This window comes from Plantibacter sp. H53, from assembly GCF_001650455.1.
In the GTDB taxonomy this organism is placed as follows: domain Bacteria; phylum Actinomycetota; class Actinomycetes; order Actinomycetales; family Microbacteriaceae; genus Plantibacter; species Plantibacter flavus_A.
Genome location: NZ_LWCT01000001.1, coordinates 256,523 through 273,824, shown reverse-complemented (window position 1 = coordinate 273,824; position 17,302 = coordinate 256,523). Strand labels below are relative to the sequence as shown.

Below are 17,302 nucleotides of genomic sequence, written 5' to 3'. Positions count from 1 at the left end.
TCAGGCGATCTCGCGGGCGATCGTCGCGAGGGCGTCGCCGAGCGCGGTGGCGTCGACGCCGCCACCCTGTGCGAGGTCGTCCTTCCCACCGCCGTTGCCGCCGAGGACGCCGGCCGCGACCCGGACGAGGACGCCTGCCTTGAGTCCGGCGTCGCGGGCACCCTGGTTCGTCGCGACGACGATCGCGGGCTTCCCGCCGACGACCGCGCCCAGGGCGACGACCGCCGGGCTCGCGCCCAGCTGCTCGCGGAGCTGCGTGACGAGCGTCCTGACGTCGTTCGGTGACCCGAGCTCGCCCAGGTGCTCGGCGACGAGCGACACCGGGCCGACGCGGTGAGCGGTCTGCGCCAGTGCCGGGAGACGTTCGCTCAGCCCACGGGCTTCGAACGCGGCGATCTTCTTCTCAGCCGCCTTGAGGTTCGCGACGAGTTCCGCGATGCGGTCGGGCAGCTGTTCCTTCGGCGTCTTGAGGCTGCCGGAGAGCTGTGACACGAGCGCACGCTCGGCGACGAGGTCGCGGAAGGCCTCGAGTCCGACGAGCGACTCCACCCGACGGTTCGTCGAGCCGACGGACGATTCGCTGACCAGGTTGATCAACCCGATCTCGGCGCTGGAGGTGACGTGGGTGCCCGCACACAGCTCACGCGACCACGGCCCGCCGATGTCGACGACGCGAACGGTCTCGCCGTACTTCTCGCCGAACAGTGCCATGGCGCCGAGTGCCTTCGCGTCGTCGAGCGCCATCTCGCGGGTGGTCACCTGCAGGTTGTCGCGGATGGCGTTGTTGGAGATCTCCTCGATCTCCGACTTCGTCGCCGGCGACAGCGGCTGGTTCCAGGTGAAGTCGAGCCGCAGGTACCCGGCCTTGTTCGACGAACCGGACTGGTGGGCGCTGTCGCCCAGCACCTGCCGCAGAGCGGCGTGGATGATGTGCGTGCCGGAGTGCGCCTGCTGCGCGCCGCGGCGGTAGCTCGCGTCGACGATGGTCGTCGCCGGTGCGTCAACGCCCACCTCGCCCTGGCTCACCTGCACCTTGTGCGCGATGAGACCCTTCACCGGCTTCTGGACGTCGAGCACCTCGAGCTCGTATCCGGGTCCGACGATGACGCCCTGGTCGGCCTCCTGCCCGCCGGACTCGGCGTACAGCGAGGTCTCCGCCAGGATCACCTCGGCGATGTCACCGGCGACCGCGCGCTGCACCGGGTGGCCGCCGACGATGATGCCGAGGATGCGACTCTCGGTCTCGAGCTCGGTGTAGCCGGTGAACACGGTCTCGCCCTTGGCGCGGATGTCGCTGTAGACCGAGAGGTCGGCGAGGACGCTCTTCTTCGCCTTCGCGTCGGCCTTCGCGCGCTGGCGCTGGGCGGTCATGAGCGAATCGAACGCGTCTCGGTCGACGGAGAGGCCGGCCTCCTCCGCGATCTCGAGGGTCAGGTCGATGGGGAACCCGTAGGTGTCGTGCAGGAGGAACGCGGAATCCCCGGCGAGGGCCGTCCGGCCTGAGCCCTTGGTCTGCTCGAGCGCGAGGTCGAGGATGGTCGTGCCGCTGGCCAGTGTCCGGAGGAAGGTCTCCTCCTCGGCGTAGGCGCTCTGCGAGATCCGGCCGAAGTCGGTCTCGACCTCGGGGTAGGCGGCCTTCATGGCGTCGCGCGACGCGGAGAACAGCTCGGGGAACGTCGCGGTGTCGACGCCGAGGAGACGCATCGCACGGACGGTCCGTCGCATGAGGCGGCGGAGGATGTACCCGCGTCCCTCGTTCGACGGCGTGATGCCGTCGCTCATGAGCATGAGCGAGGAACGCACGTGGTCGGCGATGACGCGCATCCGGACGTCGTCGTCGTGGTCGGCGCCGTAGCGACGGCCGCTCAACTCGGCGGCGCGATCGAGGACCGGGCGCACCTGGTCGATCTCGTACATGTTCTCGACGCCCTGCTTGAGGAAGGCCACCCGCTCGAGCCCCATGCCGGTGTCGATGTTCTTCTTCGGGAGTTCGCCGACGATGTCGAAGTCGACCTTGCCGCGGACGTTCTCGATCAGGTACTGCATGAACACGAGGTTCCAGATCTCGACGTACCGGTCGTCGTCGGTCGCCGGGCCGCCGTCGGCGCCGTACGCGGGACCGCGGTCGAAGAAGATCTCCGAGCACGGGCCGGCCGGTCCTGGCTGACCCGTCGACCAGTAGTTCGTGTCCTTATCGAGCCGCTGGATGCGGTGCTCGGGGAGCCCTGCGACGCGCTTCCAGAGGTCGATCGCCTCGTCGTCGTCCTTGTACACGGTGACCCAGAGGTCCTTCTCGTCGAAGGCGAGTCCGCCGCTCGACTCACTGCCGGTCAGGAGCTCCCACGCGTAGGTGATCGCCCCCTCCTTGAAGTAGTCGCCGAAGGAGAAGTTGCCGTTCATCTGGAAGAAGGTGCCGTGCCGGGGCGTCTTGCCCACCTCTTCGATGTCGTTGGTGCGGATGCACTTCTGGACGCTCGTGGCGCGGTCGAACGGCGCGGGGACCACACCGGTGAGGTACGGCACGAACGGCACCATGCCGGCGACCGTGAAGAGGAGCGAGGGGTCGTCGCTGACGAGGGAGGCGGAGGGGACGACGGTGTGCCCCCGATCGCCGAAGAAGGTGAGCCAGCGGGAGCGGATGTCAGCGGTGTCCATGGTGTCCGTACGTCAGGGGTGTGCGTGTCGATGTTCGTGCGCTGCGGCGATGCCCGTCCGGGCGTGCCGCTACGGCTTGGTGAGGTCTTCTGCGGCGTCCTCGACGCGCGCGACGACGGTCTCCGCCGTGTCGCGCAGCTGCGCCTCGCGCTCCTTGTAGGCGTCGCCGACGGTGTCGGTGAACTCCCTGACGCGTGAGTCCAGCTCGGAGAAGAACCGCTTGCCGGACTGTGTCTTGTTGATCTCGTGGGCGACGACGAAGCCGGCGCCGATGCCGACGATCAGCCAGAACACGTTCTTCATGGGGAACTCCTCATCTGCGGTGCGACCACCCGGGCGTCGCCGGGCGTACCAAGCATCCATCGTAGTCGAGCGCGGTGGACCGATGGCGTCGTACGACGACGAAGAGGCACCGGCCGGAGCCGATGCCTCTTCGTGTGGTGCCCGGAGCCGGGCCGCAGTTCTAGCGGGCTGCGTAGTACTCGACGACGAGCTGCACTTCACAGGTCACGGGGACCTCGGCGCGCTTCGGGCGACGCTCGAGACGTGCCTGGAGCTTGTCGAGCTCGACCGAGAGGTACGCGGGCACCTTCGGCAGGACGTCGACGTGACCGCCGGCAGCGGCGACCTGGAAAGGCTCGGTGCCCTCGGAGCGCGGCTTGACGTGGATGAGCTGACCCGGCTTCACGCGGAAGGACGGGCGGTCGACGAGCTGGCCGTCGACCATGATGTGGCGGTGCACGACCATCTGGCGGGCCTGAGCCGTGGTGCGGGCGAAGCCGGCACGGAGGACGAGCGCGTCGAGACGGGTCTCGAGGATCTCGACGAGGTTCTCACCCGTCAGGCCCTGGGTGCGACGTGCCTCCTGGAAGGCGATCTTGAGCTGAGCCTCGCGGATGCCGTACTGGGCGCGCAGACGCTGCTTCTCGCGCAGACGGACGGCGTAGTCGCTGTCGGCCTTGCGCTTGGTGCGGCCGTGCTCACCGGGAGCGTAGGGACGCTTCTCGAGGTACTTGGCGGCCTTCGGGGTGAGGGCGATGCCGAGTGCCCGCGAGAGGCGGGTCTTGCTGCGGGTACGTGACTTGGTAGACACGGTTTCCTTTCGATGAAGTCTCAAACGATGAATGACCGGCGCGAAGACGCGTCGGTGATCCGGAATCACACCGGACAAAGTCAGAGGGGTCCGCCGGGGCTGTTCGGCTACAGAACACGCCCGTCGAACACGGTGATCGAGCAGCCGCGCAGTCACACCGGTTCTAGGCGGATCAATACTAGCACGATGTGCCCCGGTCGCCGGGCCGCCGTGACCAGACGATCACTCGCCCCGGACGATCTTCCGGAGTTTGTCCAACCGCGCCGAGATGTCGCGTTCGTGGCCGTGGTCGGTGGGCTGGTAGTACCGGACGTCGCGCAGCTCGTCGGGCAGGTACTGCTGGGCGACGACGCCGATCGGGTGGTCGTGCGGGTAGCGGTAGCCCTTGCCGTGTCCGAGGCGCTTGGCGCCCGCGTAGTGGGCGTCGCGCATCGGCTTCGGAACACGTCCGAAGGCTCCGGCCCTGACGTCGGCGATGGCCTGGTCGATGGCGACGTAGGCCGCGTTCGACTTGGCGGCGGTGGCCAGGTACACCACGGCCTCGGCGAGCGGGATGCGACCCTCGGGCATGCCGATGAACTGGACGGCGTCGGCGGCCGCCACGGCGATGGGCAGCGCCTGCGGGTCGGCGATGCCGATGTCCTCGGCCGCGGAGATGATGATGCGGCGGGCGATGAAGCGCGGGTCCTCCCCCGCCTCGATCATCCGAGCGAGGTAGTGCAGCGCGGCGTCGACGTCGGATCCGCGGATGCTCTTGATGAACGCGCTGATGACGTCGTAGTGCTCGTCGCCGTTGCGGTCGTATCGGAGCAGGGCTCGGTCGACCGCCTGCGAGACGAGCTCGTCGGTGATGACGGGGCCGCGGGGCGCCCGCGTCGCGGTGTCGGAGTCGTCGTCCACCCCGTCTTCGTCGTCTTCGTCGTCCTCATCGCCGACGTCGAGGAGGCCCGCATCGTCGAGATCGAGCTCATCGGGGTCGACCGGAGCGCCGAGATCGGAGTCGGCGGCGATCGCGGCGGCCTCGAGCGCCGTCAGGGCACGTCGGGCATCGCCGGATGACAACTGGATGATCGCGGCGCGGGCCTCAGGCGTCACGGTGAAGCGACCGGCCAGGCCACGCGGGTCGGTCACGGCGCGGTCGATGAGGATGCCGAGGTCGTCGTCGCTCAGCTGTTCGAGCGTGAGGAGCAGCGAACGCGACAGCAGCGGGGAGATGACGGAGAACGACGGGTTCTCGGTCGTCGCGGCGACCAGGATGACCCAGCCGTTCTCCACGCCGGGGAGCAGGGCGTCCTGCTGGGCCTTCGTGAACCGGTGGATCTCGTCGAGGAAGAGGACGGTCGAGCTGCCGTAGAGGTCGCGGCTCGACATCGCCTCCTCCATGACCTGCCGGACGTCCTTGACGCCCGCCGTCACGGCCGAGAGCTCCACGAACCGGCGACCGGAGCTGTGCGCGATGGCTTGCGCCAGCGTCGTCTTCCCGGTGCCCGGTGGGCCCCAGAGGATGACGGACACGGCCGCCTGCGTCCCCTCGTTGTCGCTCGCCAGGCGGACGAGCGGCGAGCCGGGACGGAGCAGGTGCTGCTGGCCGGCGACCTCCTCGAGGCTGCGGGGCCGCATGCGCACCGCGAGCGGGACCGGTGCGCCGGCGATGCCGGGTCCTCGACTGAACATTCCACCAGGCTAGCCGCAGCCTGCGACACGCGGACCCGCTGTAGAACGGGGTCGCCGCCGTCGTGTGCCGTTTGGTCCGCGCGGAGCGCTCCCCGTAAGGTTCTCCTGGGCAGTCCGCCGCGGGCGTGGTGCCAGATGACAGCGCGATGCCGCCGCTCGGCCGACGGCACCTGGAGGGAACGACGTGGCAACGAGCAAGGGTCCGGACAAAGAGGCACGCGCAGCACGCGCACGGCTGCGCGCCTACAACGCCCGGCGCACCGTGCACGAGCACCGCTCCAAGCGCCGCGTCCGCGACAACGTGATCGCCGCTGCGGCGCTCGTCGTCGTCCTCGCCGGTGCCACGGCTGCGCAGGTGTTCTTCTTCGCCGGCGGTCCGGGCACCCCGGTCGCGACGCCCACCGCCTCCGCCGAGGCCGGGGCCTGCGGTGTCACCGGGGCCACCGACGGCTCGAACACCGGCGAAGTCCCCGCGAGCACGATCGCCGAGGACCGCGACTGGAGCGGTGAGATGACGATCAACGACGTCGTCATGAACCTCACCCTCGACGGAGCCTGCGCGCCGCAGGGCGTCTCCTCCTTCATCTCCCTCGCCCAGTCCGGCTTCTACGACGGCGTCACCTGCCACCGCCTCACGACGAGCGGCATCTACGTCCTCCAGTGCGGCGACCCCGACGGCACCGGCACCGGCGGCCCCGGGTACAGCTACGGCCCGGTCGAGAACGCACCGACGGACGACGTCTACCCGGCCGGCACCATCGCCATGGCGCGCCAGGGAGGGAACGGCTACAGCAACGGCTCGCAGTTCTTCCTCGTGTACCAGGACTCGACCATCCCGTCCGACGCCGCCGGCGGCTACACCGTGCTCGGCCAGATCACGAGCGGTCTCGACCAGCTCGTCTCGGGTGTCGTGTCCGGCGGTGTCGCCGACGGCAGCGGTGACGGTGCTCCGGCGGTCCCCGCCACCATCACCTCGGTGACGGTCCAGTAGCGCGTGCAGTAACCTGCACCAGACGGAACCGACCGGCGCAAGCGGTCGCCCCGAGCAGGACTCGGGGTAATAGGCTTGTGGATCGATCACGATCGCCACGAACGGCGGTCAACACACAGCAAGGGTGATGCGCGTGACCAGTCCAGAGATCGAACCGTGGGGTCGTGTCGACGACGACGGCACCGTCTACGTCCGTGAGGCCGACGGCGAACGAGCGGTCGGACAGTACCCCGACGGTTCCAAGGAGGAGGCGCTCGCGTACTTCGAGCGCAAGTTCACGGACCTCGCCGGACAGGTGACGCTCCTCGAGCAGCGCGCGAAGCGCGGTGCTCCGGCGACGGACGTCGCGAAGGCCGTGAAGTCGATCACCAAGCAGGTCGAGTCCGCCAACGCGGTCGGCAACCTCCAGGCGCTCCTGACCCGCCTCGCGGCGCTCGACGGCACCGTGAGCGAGCTGACCGAGGCGCAGAGCCAGGAGACCAAGGCAGCCCTCGAGGAAGCGGCACGTGCGCGTCTCGCGATCGTCGAGGAGGCCGAGCAGCTCGCGCAGCAGGATCCGGCACGGGTGCAGTGGAAGCAGACCTCGGCGCGGCTCGACGAACTCTTCGCCGAGTGGCAGCGCCAGCAGCACGACGGACCTCGTCTCGCGAAGAACGACGCCAACGACCTCTGGAAGCGGTTCCGGACGGCACGCGCGACGATCGAGCAGCACCGTCGTGCGTTCTACACGGAGCTCGACTCTGTCCACAAGGAGGCACGCGCGATCAAGCAGAAGCTCGTCGAGCGCGCCGAGGCCCTCATCGCCAAGGGCGCCGAGGGCATCCCCGCCTACCGCAGCCTGCTCGACGAGTGGAAGGCCTCCCCGCGTGCCGGGAAGCGCCAGGATGACGCGCTCTGGGCGAAGTTCAAGGCCGCGGGCGACGCGATCTACGGTGCGAAGGCCGAGATCGACGCGCGCGACAACGAGGAGTTCCAGGGCAACCTGGATCTGAAGCTCGCGGTGTTGGCGGATGCCGAGCCGATCCTGGCCGACACGAACCGGGACTCGGCGCGCAAGGCGCTCACCGACATCCAGCGTCGGTGGGACGAGATCGGCAAGGTCCCGCGCGAGCAGGTCCGCGTCGTCGAAGACCGTCTCCGCAAGATCGAGACCCACGTCAAGCAGCTCGAGGACGAGCACTGGAAGCGCAACAACCCCGAGACGAAGGCGCGCACCGAGGGGCTCGCGAGCCAGCTCGCCGACGCCATCGCCAAGCTCGAGGACGAGGTCGAGGCGGCACGAGCCTCCGGTGACGCCGACCGGCTCACCGCGGCCATCGAGGCGCTGGATGCACGCAAGGCGTGGCTCGGGGCGATCCGCTAGGCGGATCCGCTCCACCAACCGCGTGACGGTCGCGGTTGTCCACAGATCCGTCGACGATCCTCCTGCTGCCGGACGGCTGCAGGAGGATCGTCGTATGTCCACGGCACTCCAGACGTCCTCCCCCATCGAGCCAGGTTGCGCGACGGATCCATCGCCCTCCACGAGCCGCCTCCCCGCCTACCTCCAGCCACCCGAGCTCTCCGTCGCCGAGCTCGCCGCCGCGCGGCTCGACGGCGAGATCTTCGCCTTCGAAGACGGCTACTGCAGTGTCGACGAACCCGACACCGTCCGGCTGCGCGCGGCGGTCCTTGAACAGCTGCCCGGGCTGGCCGGCGCGGTCATCGCTGAGACGAGTGCCGCCTGGCTGCACGGCGCGGCGCTCATCGCACCGAGGGTCCACACGGGCTTCGTGTCGATGGAACGGCGAAGCGCGCGTTCGCCCCGGTTGCGTCTACGTCAGGTGTCACTCCGCGCCGACGACAGCGAGCGGTGCGGCGCACTGCGGGTCACGACCCCCACGCGCACGGTCGCGGATCTGGCACGGCGCACCGGGGCCGACGCGGAGGAGGCCATGACGACGATCCGCAACTACTTCCTGCTCGGGCTCACCACCCCTGAGGAGGTCGTCACATGGGTCCGCTCCGTCCCGCGGGTCCTCGGCGGCACACGGATCGTCCGTGTCGTGTCGAGTGCCACCGAGGTGATGCTCCCCGGCCTCGAGCCGACTCGGAGCGAACTGGCGTCCTGGTCGCTCCCGCTCAGCCGCCGTTGACCCGGTAGACGTCGTAGACGGTGTCGATCCGCCGGACCGCGTTCAGCACTCGGTCGAGGTGGGTGGTGTCGCCCATCTCGAACACGAAGCGGCTGATGGCCAGGCGGTCGCTCGAGGTGTTCACCGTCGCCGACAGGATGTTGACGTGATACTCGGACAGCACCCGCGTCACATCCGACAACAGTCCAGCTCGATCGAGTGCCTCGACCTGGATCTGGACGAGGAACACGCTCTTCGACGACGGCGCCCACTCCACATCGATCATGCGCTCGGGCTCCTGCAGGAGGCCTTGGACGTTGTGGCAGTCCGAACGGTGGACGGAGACGCCGGAGCCCCGCGTGACGAACCCGACGATCTCGTCACCAGGCACCGGGGTGCAGCACTTCGCGAGCTTGACCAGGATGTCGGGAGCACCGAGCACGAGGACCCCGGAGTCGCTGTTCTGCAGCCGCTCACGGCGGCTCCCACGCACCGGGACGGTGTACTCGGCGTGCTCGCTGTCGGCGTCCTTCTGCAGGAGCGCGACCACCTTCTCGAGCACGGACTGCGTCGAGACGTGGCCCTCGCCGACGGCCGCATAGAGTGCCGTGACGTCCTCGTAGCGCAGCTGCGCCGCGACCTCGGCGAACGAGTCCTGGTTCATGAGCTTCTGGAGCGGCAGGTTCTGCTTGCGCATCGCCCGTGCGATCGCGTCGCGCCCCTGCTCGATCGCCTCGTCGCGACGCTCCTTCGTGAACCACTGGCGGATCTTGTTCCGCGCCCGAGGGCTCTTGACGAAGTTCAACCAGTCCTGGCTCGGACCGGAGTCGGGGTTCTTCGAGGTGAAGACCTCCACCACGTCGCCGGTGTTGAGTGAACTCTCCAGCGGCACGAGCCGCCCGTTGACCCGGGCACCCATCGTCCGGTGGCCGACCTCCGTGTGGACGGCGTAGGCGAAGTCGACCGGCGTCGCGCCTGCGGGCAGGCCCACGACACGCCCCTTCGGGGTGAAGACGTAGACCTCCTTCGCACCGATCTCGAACCGCAACGAGTCGAGGAACTCCCCCGGGTCCGCCGTCTCCGCCTGCCAGTCGGAGATGTGCGCGAGCCAGGCCATCGAGCTGTCGGGTTCAGCGGAGGACGCGGCCTTCCCGCTGTTCATCCGCTCCTTGTACTTCCAGTGCGCGGCGACGCCGAACTCGGCCCGCTGGTGCATCTCGTTCGTGCGGATCTGGATCTCGACGGGCTTCCCGCCCGGTCCGACGACGGTGGTGTGCAGCGACTGGTACAGGTTGAACTTCGGCGTGGCGATGTAGTCCTTGAAACGCCCTGGGACGGGCGTCCACCGTGCGTGGATCGACCCGAGGACCGCGTAGCAGTCGCGCAGCGAGTTCACGAGGACACGGATGCCGACGAGGTCGTAGATGTCGTCGAACTCGCGGCCGCGGACGACCATCTTCTGGTAGATCGAGTAGTACTGCTTCGGGCGACCGGCGACCTTGCCGCGGATCTTCTGCGCCTTGAGATCCTCGTTCACCGCGTCGATGACGTGCTGCACGTATTCCTCGCGCTGCGGTGTCCGCTGCTTGACGAGCGACTCGATCTCGGCGTAGAGCTTCGGGTACAACACGGCGAAGGACAGGTCTTCGAGCTCCCACTTGATCGCCTGGATCCCGAGGCGGTGCGCGAGCGGTGCGTAGATCTCGAGGGTCTCCGTGGCCTTCTTCGCCGCCTTCTCCGCCGGGACGAATCCCCAGGTCCGGGCGTTGTGCAACCGGTCGGCGAGCTTGATGATGAGGACACGGATGTCCTTCGACATCGCGACGATCATCTTCCGGACCGTCTCGGCCTGTGCGCTGTCGCCGTACTTGACCTTGTCGAGCTTCGTGACGCCGTCGACGAGCATGGCGACCTCGTCACCGAAGTCGGCGTGGAGTTGGTCGAGCGAGTAGTCGGTGTCCTCGACGGTGTCGTGGAGGAGGGCCGCGACGATCGTCTTCGGTCCGATGCCGAGGTCGGCCAGGATCTGGGAGACGGCGACCGGGTGCGTGATGTACGGCTCGCCGCTCTGGCGTTTCTGGCCGGAGTGAGCCCGCTCGGCGACCGTGTACGCACGCTCGATGAGCGCCAGGTCGGCCTTCGGATGGTGCTGCCGTACCGTCCGCATCAGGGTGTCGACGGCGCCGGCCGGCTGCGCCTTCGAGAAGATCCGTGGGACGAGACGGCGCAGGGAGGCCGTCGAGGATGTCGTGGTGTCCGCCATCTCAGGCCTCCCTGCGCTCGTGCACGCGGTTGTCGGTCGCTGTCAGGGTCAACGCGCCAGCGGCGCGTCTGCTTCCGTGCGTTCGCCCTCGGCGTCATCCGAGGTCTGAGCGCGATCGCGCGCCTGCAGCACGCGCTTGTCGTGTTTGGCGATGCGGGGCTCGTTGTGCCGGAAGTTCGCGTAGAGCGGTGCAGCGACGAAGATCGTCGAGTACGTGCCGACGAGGATACCGACCAGCAGGGCGAGCGAGATGTCGCGCAGCGTGTCGGCACCGAGGACGAAGGCACCGAAGAACAGGATCGCCGCGACCGGGAGCGCCGCCACCACGCCGGTGTTGATCGAGCGCACCAGGGTCTGGTTGACCGCGAGGTTCACCGACTCCCCGAACGTCCGGGCCGCGCCGTCGGCGTCGAGCGTGGTGTTCTCACGGATCTTGTCGAACACCACGACGGTGTCGTACAGCGAGAACCCGAGGATGGTGAGGAAGCCGATCATGGCGGCCGGCGTGATCTCCCAGCCCGTCGCGGCGTAGACACCGGCCGTGATGATGAGGTCGTGCATGAGGGAGAGCAGCGCGGCCGCGGACATCTTCCAGGTGCGGAAGTACAGGGCCATGAGGATCGCCGCGAGCACGAGGAACACGATGAGGCCGACGATCGCCTGCTTGGAGACGTCCTGACCCCATGACGGGCCGATGAACGAACTCGTGATGTCGGACTGTTCGACGCCGTAGGCCTCGGCCAAGGCTGCCGACACCTGCTGGGTGACCTTGTCGTTCTTCAGCTGGTCGGTCTGCACGCGGACCGAGTTGCCGCCCACGACGGTCACGTGGGTGGTCGCGCCGCTGACGACGGACGCGACCGCGTCTTCGGCCAGCGTCTGATCGGTGCTCTTGACGTCGGCGATCTGGAACTGCGAACCACCGCGGAACTCGATGCCGAAGTTGAATCCGCCCTTGACGACCGGGATCAACACCGAGAGGACGACCGCCACGATGGCGATCGTGTACCAGATCTTGCGCTTGCCGACGAAGTCGTAGGAGCGCTTCCCGGTATAGAGCTCGTTTCCGAACCGTGCGAACGCACCCATCAGGAGTCCTTCCCATCGGTCGGCAGATCGTCTGCTCTGGTGTCGGAGCCGCCTCCGACGAGGGCCGCCTGCTTGCGCTCGGCGATCGTCTGGCGCTTGGCCGCCTCGCGGCTGCTGGACGCGGCCTTGGCGCCGGGCACCGAGACGGGCTTCCGGAACTCTGCACGACCACGGTAGATGGCGCCGAGCGCCGACGGGTCGAGACCGGTGAACGGCTTGCCGCTGTTGAAGAGCTTCGTCTGGCCGAGGAGCTGCATCATCGGGTGCGTGAACAGGAGCACGACGATGACGTCGATGATCGTGGTGACGCCGAGGGTCAGGGCGAAGCCGCGGACGTTGCCGATCGCGAGGACGTACAGCACCACGGCGGACAGCAGGTTGACACCCTTCGCCGCGTAGATGGTGCGCTTGGCGCGCTTCCAGCCGGCTTCGACGGCGGACTCCAGGCCGCGGCCGTCGCGGAGTTCGTCCTTGATGCGTTCGAAGTACACGATGAACGAGTCCGCGGTGAAGCCGATGGCGACGATGAGGCCCGCTATGCCGGCGAGGGAGAGCCGGAAGCCCTGACGCCAGGACATGAGCAGGATCACCACATAGGTGAGCACCGCGGCCGCGACGAGCGAGGCGATGGTCACGGTGCCGAGGAGCCGGTACTGGAACAGCGTGTAGATGACGACCAGGATGAGCCCGATGAGACCGGCGATGAGGCCGCTCTCCAGCTGCGTCGAACCGAGGGTCGCCGAGATGGTGTCCTGGCTCTGCACGACGAAGCTGATCGGCAGGGCGCCGAACTTGAGCTGATCGGCGAGGGTCTTGGCGGACTCCTCGGTGAAGGAGCCGCTGATCTCCGGCTTGCCGTCGGAGATGACGGCGAGCGACTGCGGTGCGGAGATGACGTTGCCGTCGAGCACGATCGCGAACTGGTTCTGCGGGCTCTGCAGCGAGGTCAGACGACCGGTGACGTCGGCGAAGAGCGCAGTGCCCTTCTCGTTGAAGACCGGGTACACCGCCCACTCGCCCGTGCTCGCACCCGACGACGTCGTCTTGATGCCGGCGCTCGCGTCGGACAGGTCTTCTCCGGACACCTCGACCGGGCCGAGGACGTACTTGAAGGTGCCGTCGACGTCGCACGTGATGAGTGGGTCGGCAGCGGGCGCTGCGGTGGCGTCGAGCGAATCCGCGTTCGCGGCGCAGTCGTAGGCCTGGAAGGCGGCGTACAGCGCGGGCGTCACCTGCGACAGGTCGCTCGCGTTGGTCGGCGACGCGGTCGGCGTGCTCTCGAGGCCCGGATCCGGCGTCGGATACGGGGTCGAGGCGCCGTCTTCTCCGATGAAGGTGTTGGACGGCTGACCGGGAGTCAGCTGCTGCGAGGTGAGGACCGGACGGAACTCGAGCTTCGCGGAGCTCTCGATGCGGTTCAGCGTCGCTTCGTCGGGGGTTCCCGGGATCGAGACGACGACGTTCTGACCCTGCGTCGTGATCTCCGCCTCCGAGACGCCGGACGCGTCGACGCGCTGGCGGATGATCGCCACGGCCTGGTTCAGCTGCTCGTTGGAGACCGTCTGGCCGGACTCCAGCTTCGGCGCGAGGATGATCTGGGTGCCACCCTCGAGGTCGAGGGCCAGCTTGGGCGCCCATGAGCTGTTCCCCCAGAGGACCCCGGCCGCGTTGATCGCGAACAAACCGATGAGGATTACGCCAAGCCAGGTGAGCGAACGCCACGCTTTCTTGACCGGAGTCGACTTTGCCAAACTCGGAACTCAGCTTTCTCTGCCGGCGGTGGCACGACGGCCACCGCCCGGGAAGGGGTTGGGACTAGTCGTCGCTCTTCTGCGGCTTCGAGGTGTCCTCGACGCGCTGGCCGAATTCGGGCTTGGAGAGGTCGAGCGATGAGGCGTCGTCGGGGATCGACTCGACGACCGGAGCCTCTTCCGCGGTCTCGGCGACCGTCGGGGCGACGACCGCACCCGCGTAGCGGGGGTCGATGGTGACGATGACGCCGGGGGCGATCTCGACATCGGCCTTGCGGGAGTCGCGGTCCATCGAGATGAGGGTGCCGTAGACGCCGAAGCCGGTGAGCACCTCCGCGCCGGGGACGAGCTTCTGCTCCGTCTCCGCGGCCTGCTTCTTCCGCTTGTTGTTGCTCACCATCATGAACACGATCATGACGCCGGCGAGGCCGAACAGGACGAGGGTCATTGCATCCACGATGGGAACCTTCCAGAGGAGATTGAGGGCGGGAGACGTTGGGAACGCACCGCCAAAGGGAAATTATAGGCCATCGAGGGTCGAGCCATGCTGAGAAGGTGTTCTGCCGAAGTGCCGCCACGCGGCCGGGGTTGCCACGCGGCCTCGTGGCGTGCGCGTGATGAGGCCGATCCTGACGAGGAACGGCTCGACGACGGACTCGATCGTCTCCGCTTCCTCGCCGACCGAGACCGCGAGCGTGCTGAGCCCGACCGGACCTCCGGCGAAGCGGTCGAGCATGCCTTCCATGACCGATCGGTCGAGTCGGTCGAGACCCAGGGCGTCGACGTCGTAGAGCTCGAGGGCGGCACGCACGGTCTCGAGGTCCGCGCGGCCACCGTGCACGAGTGCGTAGTCCCGCACCCGGCGGAGGAGTCGGTTAGCGATGCGCGGCGTACCCCGACAGCGTCCGGCGATCTCGGCGACGGCCCGACCGTCGATGTCGAGCCCCAGCATGTCGGCCGTGCGGTGCAGCACCTGCTGCAGTTCCGGCTCGTCGTAGAACTCGAGGTGCGCGGTGAAACCGAAGCGGTCGCGGAGCGGGTTCGGCAGCAGGCCGGAGCGGGTGGTCGCTCCGACCAGGGTGAACGGTGCCAGCTCGAGCGGGATGCTCGTCGCGCCGGCACCCTTGCCCACCATGATGTCGATGCGGAAGTCCTCCATGGCGAGGTACAACATCTCCTCCGCGGGGCGGGCCATGCGGTGGATCTCGTCGATGAAGAGGACCTCGCCCGGGGTCAGCGACGACAGGACTGCGGCGAGGTCGCCGGCGTGCTGGATGGCCGGACCGCTCGTGAGTCGGAGTGGTTTCCCCGTCTCGTGCGCGACGATCATCGCGAGGGTCGTCTTGCCGAGTCCAGGAGGGCCGGCCAGCAGGATGTGGTCGGGGGTGCGGTTCTGCATCCCGGCGGCCGTGATCAGGAGTTGCAACTGACCTCGCGCCTTGGTCTGACCGACGAACTCGGAGAGCGACCGGGGACGGAGCGCCCCCTCGAACGCCAGTTCCGCGTCGGACTCGGCGGCTGGATTGGTGAGGTCTTCTGGAGCGTCCGTCACGAGGTACGGCCTCCGGCGTGCGCCGGGCCGAGTCTGCCGAGGGCCAGGCGGATGAGCGACGGCACGGTCGAGAGGTCGTCCGCACTCGCGGAGGCGGAGGCCTCCACGACCGCCTGCGTCGCCGTCTTCTCCGGCCAACCGAGCCCGATGAGCGCCGTGACGACCTGATCGGCGATCGCGGCGGCGTTCACGGTGGTCGCCGGAGCTTCAGGCGTCGTCCTGGTGACGCGGAGCTTGCCGGCGAGCGACACGGTGATGAGCTTCGCCGTCTTCGGCCCGATCCCGGAGACCTTGCGGAACGGGGCGTCGTCGTCCGCGGAGATGGCTGCGGCGATCTGCTCCGGCGTCAGCGCCTCCAGGACCCCGAGCGCCGACTTCGGCCCGACCCCGGTGACGCTCACCAGGAGCTCGAACACGGACAGCTCCTCAGCGGATCGGAACCCGAACAGGGAGAGCGAGTCCTCCCGCACGATCAGTGTCGTCGAGAGGAGCGCTTCGGTGCCGACCCGGAGTGAGAGTGCATGGGCCGGCGTGACCTGGACGGCGAATCCGACGCCGCCCACCTCGATCACGACGAGGTTGCCGACCGCGCTCAGGACGGTGCCGCGGAGGGAGGAGATCATGCTTCCAGCCTAGGGCTCCGCGCTGCCCGGGCCCGGACGGCCGCCTCGCGCGGAGCGCCGCCGCGTTCCGCCGCCGCCCACGCACGCTGGGCCGGAGTGAGTGCTCCACTCCCCTGCGGTGGAGCGCCGACGGGTGTCGCTGCCGTCGACACGACGGGTCGCCAGGCGTGGCAGATCGCAAGTGCGAGCGCATCGGCGGCGTCAGCGGGCTTCGGGAGTTCGTCGAGACCGAGGATCCGGGCGACCATGGTCTGCACCTGGAGCTTGTCCGCCCGGCCGTATCCGGTCACCGCGGCCTTGACCTCACTCGGGGTGTGCAGGCCGACGGGGATCCCGTTCGCGGCCGCAGCGTGCAGTGCGAGCCCACTCGCCTGGGCGGTGCCCATGACCGTCCGGACGTTGTGTTGTGCGAACACCCGCTCGACGGCCATCGCGGTCGGCGAAGTGCGCTCGATCGCCTCGGCGATACCCTGCGCGATCATGAGGAGTCGCTGCTCGAGTGGGGCGTGCGCGTCCGTCCGGATGACGCCGTACTCGACCATCGTGGCCTGCCGTCCCGGCAGGACGTCGACGACCCCCACCCCGCATCGGGTCAGGCCGGGGTCGATGCCGAGGACGCGCAGAGTCATGTTCCGACCCTAAGCGCGGGCGATGCGCCGGACGATCCGCGAGGGCGGAGTGTCGTACATCCGTTCGAACGGGCTTCGCACGGCACGGGTGCCGGACTACTCGTCGTCGGCCTCCAGCTCGGCCTGCACCTCGGGGGTGAGGTCGAAGTTGCTGTAGATGTTCTGGACGTCGTCGTTGTCCTCGAGCGCGTCGATCAGCTTGAAGATCTTGCGCGCGGTGTCGGCGTCGATCTCGACCTTGAGGTTCGGGACGAAGGCGACGTCGGCGGAGTCGTAATCGATACCGGCCTCTTGCAGGGCGGTCCGGGTCGCGACCATGTCGCTCGGCTCGGTGACGACCTCGAAGGTCTCACCCTCGGTGTTCACCTCTTCTGCGCCCGCATCGAGGACGGCGCCGAGGACGTCGTCCTCCGTGGTCCCCTCGGCCTGGACGACGATAAGGCCCTTGCGCTGGAAGTTGTAGGCGACGGAGCCCGGATCGGCCATGGTGCCGCCGTTGCGGGACATCAGCGTCCGGACATCGGCTGCTGCACGGTTCTTGTTGTCGGTGAGGCACTCGACGAGCAGGGCGACGCCGTTCGGACCGTAGCCCTCGTACATGATCGTCGTGTAGTCGACGACCTCACCGGTGAGGCCGGCACCGCGCTTGACGGCGCGGTCGATGTTGTCGTTTGGAACCGAGGTCTTCTTCGCCTTCTGGATGGCGTCCTGCAGCGTCGGGTTGCCCGCGAGGTCTGCGCCGCCCATCTTGGCCGCGACCTCGATGTTCTTGATGAGCTTGGCGAACGACTTCGCGCGACGGCCGTCGATGACCGCCTTCTTGTGCTTGGTCGTCGCCCACTTGGAGTGTCCGGACATGTGCTCCCTA

General features: G+C 68.3%; 15 protein-coding genes. 3 read left to right on the top strand and 12 right to left on the bottom strand.

The window, feature by feature from the left end:
* The 4 genes from alaS to A4X17_RS01220 all read right to left on the bottom strand — a co-directional run bounded on the left by alaS (position 1) and on the right by A4X17_RS01220 (position 5,422).
* Positions 1–2,655 carry an alanine--tRNA ligase gene (gene alaS / locus A4X17_RS01235; RefSeq protein ID WP_064293827.1) on the bottom strand — a complete coding sequence of 885 codons (2,655 nt, stop codon included), beginning with the start codon at positions 2,653–2,655 and terminating at the stop codon, positions 1–3.
* Between the two features lie 69 nt (positions 2,656–2,724).
* Positions 2,725–2,958 carry a hypothetical protein gene (locus tag A4X17_RS01230; RefSeq protein ID WP_064293826.1) on the bottom strand — a complete coding sequence of 78 codons (234 nt, stop codon included), beginning with the start codon at positions 2,956–2,958 and terminating at the stop codon, positions 2,725–2,727.
* A gap of 160 nt (positions 2,959–3,118) precedes the next feature.
* On the bottom strand, positions 3,119–3,748 hold the full coding sequence (gene rpsD / locus A4X17_RS01225; RefSeq protein ID WP_064293825.1) for a 30S ribosomal protein S4: 630 nt from the start codon (positions 3,746–3,748) through the stop codon (positions 3,119–3,121).
* Between the two features lie 222 nt (positions 3,749–3,970).
* Positions 3,971–5,422: a replication-associated recombination protein A gene (locus A4X17_RS01220; RefSeq protein ID WP_082915828.1), complete on the bottom strand. Its 1,452-nt coding sequence runs from the start codon at positions 5,420–5,422 to the stop codon at positions 3,971–3,973.
* A gap of 184 nt (positions 5,423–5,606) precedes the next feature.
* Here A4X17_RS01220 and A4X17_RS01215 point away from each other — a divergent pair, with 184 nt between their 5' ends.
* The 3 genes from A4X17_RS01215 (at position 5,607) to A4X17_RS19090 (ending at position 8,548) form a co-directional block, all read left to right on the top strand.
* Positions 5,607–6,413, top strand: a complete 807-nt coding sequence (locus tag A4X17_RS01215; RefSeq protein ID WP_064293824.1) for a peptidylprolyl isomerase — start codon at positions 5,607–5,609, stop codon at positions 6,411–6,413.
* Positions 6,414–6,546: 133 nt separating this feature from the next.
* Complete coding sequence (locus tag A4X17_RS01210; RefSeq protein ID WP_369808437.1) at positions 6,547–7,776, top strand: DUF349 domain-containing protein; 1,230 nt, start codon at positions 6,547–6,549, stop codon at positions 7,774–7,776.
* A gap of 94 nt (positions 7,777–7,870) precedes the next feature.
* Positions 7,871–8,548, top strand: coding sequence for a hypothetical protein (locus A4X17_RS19090; protein ID WP_064293822.1), 678 nt, complete (start codon positions 7,871–7,873; stop codon positions 8,546–8,548).
* Here A4X17_RS19090 and A4X17_RS01200 read toward each other — a convergent pair.
* The 8 genes from A4X17_RS01200 to A4X17_RS01165 form a co-directional block, all read right to left on the bottom strand.
* Positions 8,535–10,790 carry a bifunctional (p)ppGpp synthetase/guanosine-3',5'-bis(diphosphate) 3'-pyrophosphohydrolase gene (locus A4X17_RS01200; RefSeq protein WP_064293821.1) on the bottom strand — a complete coding sequence of 752 codons (2,256 nt, stop codon included), beginning with the start codon at positions 10,788–10,790 and terminating at the stop codon, positions 8,535–8,537. The two genes, A4X17_RS19090 and A4X17_RS01200, sit on opposite strands and share 14 nt — an antisense overlap.
* Positions 10,791–10,838: 48 nt before the next feature.
* Positions 10,839–11,879 carry a protein translocase subunit SecF gene (gene secF / locus A4X17_RS01195; RefSeq protein ID WP_064293820.1) on the bottom strand — a complete coding sequence of 347 codons (1,041 nt, stop codon included), beginning with the start codon at positions 11,877–11,879 and terminating at the stop codon, positions 10,839–10,841.
* Positions 11,879–13,630: a protein translocase subunit SecD gene (gene secD / locus A4X17_RS01190; protein WP_064293819.1), complete on the bottom strand. Its 1,752-nt coding sequence runs from the start codon at positions 13,628–13,630 to the stop codon at positions 11,879–11,881. Before secD ends, secF begins: the two co-directional genes overlap by 1 nt.
* Before the next feature lie 64 nt (positions 13,631–13,694).
* Positions 13,695–14,078 (bottom strand): preprotein translocase subunit YajC, encoded by a 384-nt coding sequence (gene yajC, locus A4X17_RS01185; protein WP_064293818.1) that lies wholly within the window; start codon positions 14,076–14,078, stop codon positions 13,695–13,697.
* Between the two features lie 72 nt (positions 14,079–14,150).
* A complete protein-coding gene (gene ruvB / locus A4X17_RS01180; protein ID WP_064293817.1) occupies positions 14,151–15,182 on the bottom strand; it encodes a Holliday junction branch migration DNA helicase RuvB in 1,032 nt (343 codons plus the stop codon).
* Positions 15,179–15,805: a Holliday junction branch migration protein RuvA gene (gene ruvA / locus A4X17_RS01175; RefSeq protein ID WP_064293816.1), complete on the bottom strand. Its 627-nt coding sequence runs from the start codon at positions 15,803–15,805 to the stop codon at positions 15,179–15,181. The genes ruvB and ruvA overlap by 4 nt, the downstream gene beginning before the upstream one ends.
* Complete coding sequence (gene ruvC, locus A4X17_RS01170; RefSeq protein ID WP_064293815.1) at positions 15,802–16,434, bottom strand: crossover junction endodeoxyribonuclease RuvC; 633 nt, start codon at positions 16,432–16,434, stop codon at positions 15,802–15,804. Before ruvC ends, ruvA begins: the two co-directional genes overlap by 4 nt.
* 96 nt (positions 16,435–16,530) lie before the next feature.
* Positions 16,531–17,292, bottom strand: coding sequence for a YebC/PmpR family DNA-binding transcriptional regulator (locus A4X17_RS01165; protein WP_064293814.1), 762 nt, complete (start codon positions 17,290–17,292; stop codon positions 16,531–16,533).
* Positions 17,293–17,302: the final 10 nt, after the last annotated feature.